Source organism: Streptomyces hilarionis (assembly GCF_024539675.1).
Taxonomy (GTDB): domain Bacteria; phylum Actinomycetota; class Actinomycetes; order Streptomycetales; family Streptomycetaceae; genus Streptomyces; species Streptomyces hilarionis.
Genome location: NZ_JAHHIT010000287.1, coordinates 1 through 5,114, shown reverse-complemented (window position 1 = coordinate 5,114; position 5,114 = coordinate 1). Strand labels below are relative to the sequence as shown.

The window sequence follows — 5,114 nt, the reverse complement described above, 5'->3', positions numbered from 1 at the left end:
CCCGCTGTGCTTGCTGACGTTCTGCAACAGCTCCGAGACGGTGAAGTACGCGATGCCCTCGATCGCCGGCGCCGGCCGTTCCACCAGATCCACGTCCACCGTCACCGGCACCGTGCAGCGCGAGGCCACCGAGGACAGGGCCGCGTCCAGGCCCCGGTCGGTCAGGACCGCCGGATGGATCCCGCGCGCCAGGTCCCGCAGCTCCTGCAGAGCCGTCTTCACCTCGCCGTGCGCCTCGCCGACCATGCGCGCCGCCGCCTCGGGATCCTCCCGCAGCTTCTCCTTCGCCAGCCCCAGATCCATCGCCAGGGTGACCAACCGGGCCTGTGCCCCGTCGTGCAGATCGCGCTCGATGCGCCGCAGGTCGGCCGACGCCGTGTCCACGACGACCCCCCGGTCCGACTCCAGCTCCACGACCCGCGCCCCCAGCGACGACGGCCCGAGCAGCCCGTGCACCAGCAGCCGGTCCACCGTCGTCAGTGCCCGCACGATCCACGGCGCGGCCAGCGTGATCAGCAGCCCCACCAGCGCCGTCACGGTGATCTCGAAGGGGTTGTCGAGATAGACGCTGTGCGCCTGGTCGCCGTACAGCTGAAGGCCGCCCTGACCGCCGTACATCGGGAAGACCCAGAACCACAGCGGATACGTCAGCATCGACCAGCCGAGCGACCACACGGTGACGGTGACGGTGAAGGAGAACACCGCCCACGGGAACTGCACCACCGCGTACAGCATGTTCCGCCACGACGTTCCGCTCTTGAGGACGGCGCCCATCCAGCTCATCGCACCGCCGCGGGGAGCCCTGAGCGGCTCGGGGTCGCCCACCTCCAGGCCGAGCAGCCCGCGTGCCCGCACCCGCTCCAGCGCGCCGAGCCCCCGGCACGCGGCCAGGCCCGCCGCCAGCACCGGAACGCCGAGGAACGTCACCAGCAGGCCCGCTCCCAGCGAGAGCATCGTGACGGCGAACGTGAACAGCACGACGCCGACCGGCAGTCCCAGCAGCACGTAGAGGAGCTCGCGCCAGTGGCGCGCCGTGAACGGCTCGCGCAGCCCGGCCGGCAGCAGACGCCGTCCGCCCGGGCGGGCGTACCCGTCCCCGGCCCGCTCGTCCCGCCCGTAGCGGTCGCCCTCCCGGTAGAGGTCGTCCTGCCGGTAGCGGTCGTACTCCCCGTACTGCCCGTACTGCGTGGCCATCGGCGTCGTCCGTTCCTCGTCGTCCTGCTCGTCGCGCAGCTGTCGATCCGTAGCTCCCAGCCTCCTCGGCGGCGGGCGCGCGGACCATGGAGTTGGTCGGCGTCTCCGAAGGGGGGTTATCCCTACCTCCCGCGGCGGCCGTCCCCGCGCTCCCGCCAGGGCAGCTCCGCCGTCACCGTCGTGGGACCCCCCACCGGCGAATCCACGACGAACAGCCCGTCCACGGCGTCCAGCCGCTCCGCGAGCCCCCGCATCCCCGAGCCGCCGTCCAGCGATGCCCCGCCCCGGCCGTCGTCCCACACCTGGACGAGCAACCGGTCGTCCGTCCGCCACACGTCCACCGAGGCCGCCCGGGCCCCGCTGTGCTTGCTGACGTTCTGCAACAGCTCCGAGACGGTGAAGTACGCGATGCCCTCGATCGCCGGCGCCGGCCTCGACGGCAGGTCGGCGGTCACCTTCACCGGCACCGTGCAGCGCGAGGCCACCGACGACAGGGCCGCGTCCAGCCCCCGGTCGGTCAGGACCGCCGGGTGGATTCCGCGCGCCAGATCCCGCAGCTCCTGCAACGCCAGCTTCACCTCGCCGTGCGCCTCCTCCACCATCGCCGCGACGACGTCGTCGGCCTGCCCCTCCAGCAGCTTCTCCTTGGCCAGGCCCAGCCCCATCGCCAGGTTGACCAGCCGGGCCTGCGCCCCGTCGTGCAGATCGCGCTCGATGCGCCGCAGATCGGCGGCCGCCGTGTCCACGACGACCCCCCGATCCGACTCCAGTTCGGCGATCCGCCGTTCCAGTTCGTCGGAGGGGGACAGCAACGCGCGCACCATCGCCCGGTCCGCGTCCGACAACCTGCGCGCCAGATACGGCAGCACCGGCCACAGCACGAAGAGCGCCGGGACGACCACGGAGAACGTCAGCACCCCCCAGGGCAGCCGTATCAGGTCGTACAGCACGGTGCGCCAGCCCACCGGGTCCTTCAGCGCCAGCCACATCCGCTGAAGAGGACCGCCCGCCCTGCGCAGCGGCAACGGGCTCGGCTCGTCGATGCGCATCCCGAGCAGGAGACGGGCCCGCCACCGCTCGAACCGCCCCATCAGCCGCGACCCGGTCAGCCCCAGCATCAGCAGCGGGAAACCGACCACGGTGACGGTCATCGCGGCCCCGGGCACGATCACCGTCATCACATAGGTGAAACCGATCAGCGCCATCGGCAGATTCGTCAGGAGGTACGTGATCTCCTTCCAGGTCTGCGGGTCGTAGGCGAAGCGGACCGGGGGCGGACGATCGTCGTCGTACCCGGCGCCCCCCGGACCGGACGGTCCCGGCCGGAGGGAGGAGTGGCTGGCGGAAGCGGTCATACGGCTCAGCCTGCCGTTCCGCACGGCGGCGCGCCATGAGGTCTGCCGCCTTCCTCGGCCGGGGGAAAACCCCCGCCCCCGCGCGACCCCGCGCGCCGCCCTCGCGTCCCGGCACCCGCCCCGACCGGTGACGGGCTGCTTACTGTCCCTTTATCAGGGCCTAGACTCCCGTGCGTACAGATCGTCGAACGGCCGGTCGTCGCGGTGACCGCCACGGTTACCGCTGCCGTGACCACCGCGGAGACCGCCGCAGCGGCCCGGTGTGCCGAGGTCAGGGAGCGAGGGGACGGACGTGCGGGAACCGACCGTCGATGTCGCGGCGGAGGTCGCGGCGGACTACTTCCAGTCCTATTCCGTCGTCGGACTGCTCGCCGTCGTCGGCGTGCTGTTCGTCGCCGTCGCCTTCGGCGCGGGACGCCTGCTGCGCCCGGTGGTCCCCACCCCGGAGAAACTCCTGACCTACGAGTGCGGCGTGGACCCGGTCGGCGAGGGCTGGGCCCACACCCAGGTCCGCTACTACGTCTACGCCTTCCTGTACGTGATCTTCGCGGTCGACTCGATCTTCCTCTTTCCCTGGGCGACGGTCTTCGCGGCCCCCGGCTACGGAGCGGCCACGCTCGTGGAGATGTTCGTCTTCCTCGGCTTCCTGGCCGTGGGCCTGCTGTACGCCTACAAGAAGGGCGTCCTGACATGGACGTGACGCCGGAAGCCACCCCGTCGCCCGCCGGCCGGCCGGAGCAGCCGCCCTCGACGCCCGTGCTCCTGCCCGAGCCGAAGCGCCTCGGCGCCCTGGCCCGCCTCGCCCCCGAACCGATGAAGGTGGTCCTGAACTGGGGCCGCCGCTACTCGCTGTGGGTCTTCAACTTCGGTCTGGCCTGCTGCGCGATCGAGTTCATCGCCGCGTCGATGGCCCGCCACGACTTCATCCGCCTCGGCGTCATCCCCTTCGCTCCGGGCCCGCGCCAGGCGGACCTGATGGTCGTCTCCGGCACCGTCACCGACAAGATGGCCCCGGCGGTGAAGCGCCTCTACGAGCAGATGCCCGAACCGAAGTACGTCATCTCCTTCGGCGCGTGCAGCAACTGCGGCGGCCCCTACTGGGACTCGTACTCCGTGACGAAGGGCGTCGACCAGATCATCCCGGTGGACGTCTACGTGCCGGGCTGCCCGCCGCGTCCCGAGGCCCTGCTCCAGGGCATCCTCAAGCTCCAGGAGAAGATCGCACGGGAGTCGCTCGACGAGCGTTACGGCACGTCGGCGTCCCGCCCGTCCCCGGCGGCCCTGCAGAGCGGCCTGCTGAGCCCCCCGCCCGCGCCGACCCCGACGGCGCCCGCACAGCCCGCGACCTCCGAGCCCGGCCAGGGCGCCTCCGAGGAGGACCGATGAGCACGGTCGGCTGGCTGCCCGCACCCGCCGAGGAACTCTTCGGTCCCGAGGCCACCGCCGAGGAGTCGTACGACGTCCTCACCGTCGACGTTCCCCCCGCCTCCTGGACCGACGCCCTGCGCGTGGCCCGCGACCGCCTCTCGTGCAGCTACTTCGACTGGTTGAGCGCGGTCGACGAACCCGGCACGGGCTTCCGCGTCTCCGCCCACGTCGTCGCCCTGGCACCGGTCCGCCGCCTCCTCGTGCGCACGACGATCCCGCACGAGGCGCCGGCCCTCGCCACCGCCGTCGACGTCTACGCCGGCGCCGCCTGGCACGAACGCGAGACGCACGAGATGTTCGGCGTCACCTTCGAGGGCCACCCGGCCCTCGACCACCTCCTTCTTCCGGAAACCTTCGAAGGGCACCCCCTGCGCAAGGACTTCGTCCTGGCGGCCCGCGTCGCCAAGGCCTGGCCCGGAGCGAAGGAACCCGGCGAGTCCGAGCACGGCGGTCCCAAACGCCGCCAGATGCTTCCCCCAGGCGTGCCCGACCCCAACGAATGGGGCCCCCTGAAGGGCCAGCTCCCTCCGGCCCCGGCCCGTCCGGCCCGCGCCGCGGCAGGCCGCACGGCCGGCGAGCGACCGGCCCGCGCCGCGGCCGACCGACCGGTCCGCCGCGCCCGCACGGCAGCCGAGGGCTCGGCGAGCCGGCCTGCGACGACCCCGGAGACGCCCTCGACGCCGGCGCCGACCACGCCGGAGACCCCCGCATCCACGCCCCCCGGCACCCCCCGTCGCGCCCGAAGCGCCGGCGCAGGCTCCGCCTCGCAACGAGCCGCGAGCGCCCCCGAAGCGACGGGAACACCCGAAGCCACGGGAACACCCGGCTCCACAGGAGCACCTGGCTCCACGGGAACGCCCGGCACCGCGGGAACGCCCGGCTCCACGGGAATGCCCGGCTCCACGGGAATGCCCGGCACCGCGGGAACGCCCGGCACCACCGGAGCGTCGGACGCCGAGGCAGCAGCGGACGCCACGGGAGCCGCGGGTGGCACGGGCGGTGCCAGTGCCCCCCAGGAACCGGTCTCGAAGCCTCCGGCCGGGCCGCGCCGCGCCAGGTCCGCCTCCCAGGGCTCGGCCTCGCAGCGCACCCAGCCCCCCGCCTCGTCCTCCGCCGCCCCCGCGGCTCTTCAGGCAC

General features: G+C 73.0%; 5 protein-coding genes. 3 read left to right on the top strand and 2 right to left on the bottom strand.

The window, feature by feature from the left end:
- Both KMS84_RS37750 and KMS84_RS37745 read right to left on the bottom strand, forming a co-directional pair.
- Positions 1-1,194: sensor histidine kinase (locus tag KMS84_RS37750; RefSeq protein WP_256921076.1), on the bottom strand; the 1,194-nt coding region annotated here is incomplete at its 3' end.
- 122 nt (positions 1,195-1,316) lie between these two features.
- Entirely contained in the window at positions 1,317-2,549 is a 1,233-nt protein-coding gene (locus tag KMS84_RS37745) for a sensor histidine kinase (RefSeq protein WP_256921075.1), read from the bottom strand.
- Between the two features lie 292 nt (positions 2,550-2,841).
- On the opposite strand from KMS84_RS37745, the gene KMS84_RS37740 reads away from it, so the two are divergent.
- The 3 genes from KMS84_RS37740 to KMS84_RS37730 all read left to right on the top strand — a co-directional run.
- Positions 2,842-3,249, top strand: coding sequence for an NADH-quinone oxidoreductase subunit A (locus KMS84_RS37740; protein ID WP_256921074.1), 408 nt, complete (start codon positions 2,842-2,844; stop codon positions 3,247-3,249).
- Positions 3,240-3,935 carry an NADH-quinone oxidoreductase subunit B gene (locus KMS84_RS37735; protein ID WP_256921073.1) on the top strand — a complete coding sequence of 232 codons (696 nt, stop codon included), beginning with the start codon at positions 3,240-3,242 and terminating at the stop codon, positions 3,933-3,935. Before KMS84_RS37740 ends, KMS84_RS37735 begins: the two co-directional genes overlap by 10 nt.
- Positions 3,932-5,114: NADH-quinone oxidoreductase subunit C (locus KMS84_RS37730; RefSeq protein WP_256921072.1), on the top strand; the 1,183-nt coding region annotated here is incomplete at its 3' end. The genes KMS84_RS37735 and KMS84_RS37730, both read left to right, overlap by 4 nt.

Bases quoted from the DNA above. Each gene is read 5' to 3' on its own strand.
- KMS84_RS37745 (WP_256921075.1), bottom strand. From the start codon at position 2,549: ATGACCGCTTCCGCCAGCCACTCCTCCCTCCGGCCGGGACCGTCCGGT.
- KMS84_RS37735 (WP_256921073.1), top strand. From the start codon at position 3,240: ATGGACGTGACGCCGGAAGCCACCCCGTCGCCCGCCGGCCGGCCGGAG.